Annotated in this window: 1 protein-coding gene; it reads left to right on the top strand. The window is 61.1% G+C overall.

All coding sequences use genetic code 11. The annotated features are described in order from the left end of the window. Positions 1-140: 140 nt before the first annotated feature. Positions 141-864 (top strand): serine hydroxymethyltransferase (locus tag ACR0IP_RS23255; RefSeq protein WP_480528173.1); only part of this gene is annotated, 724 nt, incomplete at its 3' end.

Raw genomic sequence — 864 nt, 5'->3', positions numbered from 1 at the left:
GGTTCCGAAACAAACATACCTTTCCCCAATAGGCCAGTCTTGACGCCGCAGCAGGCCAAATCGTCGCTTTAAGCCTTTTGCGAATGTGGCGTTTCCGATAGGAAATCCGCAAGATTTATACCCAGCCATGTGGAGCGCCAATGAACGCCAATCTTCGTGACACCGGATTTTTCACCCAGTCCTTGTCGGACCGCGACCCTGAGCTTTTTGGCTCGATCCGGTCTGAGCTGGGTCGTCAGCGCGACGAGATCGAGCTGATTGCGTCCGAGAACATCGTCTCTGCCGCCGTGATGGAGGCGCAGGGTTCGGTGATGACCAACAAATATGCCGAAGGTTACCCGGGCCGGCGCTATTACGGAGGCTGCGAGTTTGTTGATATCGCCGAGAATCTGGCCATCGACCGCGCCAGGCAGCTGTTTGGCTGTGGCTTTGCCAATGTGCAGCCGAACTCGGGCAGCCAGGCCAACCAGGGCGTGTTCCAGGCGCTGATCCAGCCCGGCGACACCATTCTGGGCATGAGCCTGGATGCCGGTGGCCACCTGACCCACGGCGCGCGGCCCAACCAGTCGGGCAAGTGGTTCAACGCCGTGCAATACGGCGTGCGCCAGCAGGACAACATGCTGGACTATGATCAGGTCGAGGCGCTGGCGAAAGAGCATAACCCCAAGCTGATCATCGCGGGCGGTTCGGCCATCCCGCGTCAGATCGACTTTGCCCGCATGCGCGAGATCGCCGACATGGTCGGCGCCTATCTGCACGTGGACATGGCGCATTTCGCCGGTCTGGTCGCGGCAGGCGAGCATCCCAGCCCGTTCCCCTACGCGCATGTGGCGACCACCACCACACACAAGACCCTGCGCGGCC

This window comes from Ruegeria sp. AL11, assembly GCF_056540865.1.
This window is presented reverse-complemented; position numbering and strand designations above follow the sequence as displayed.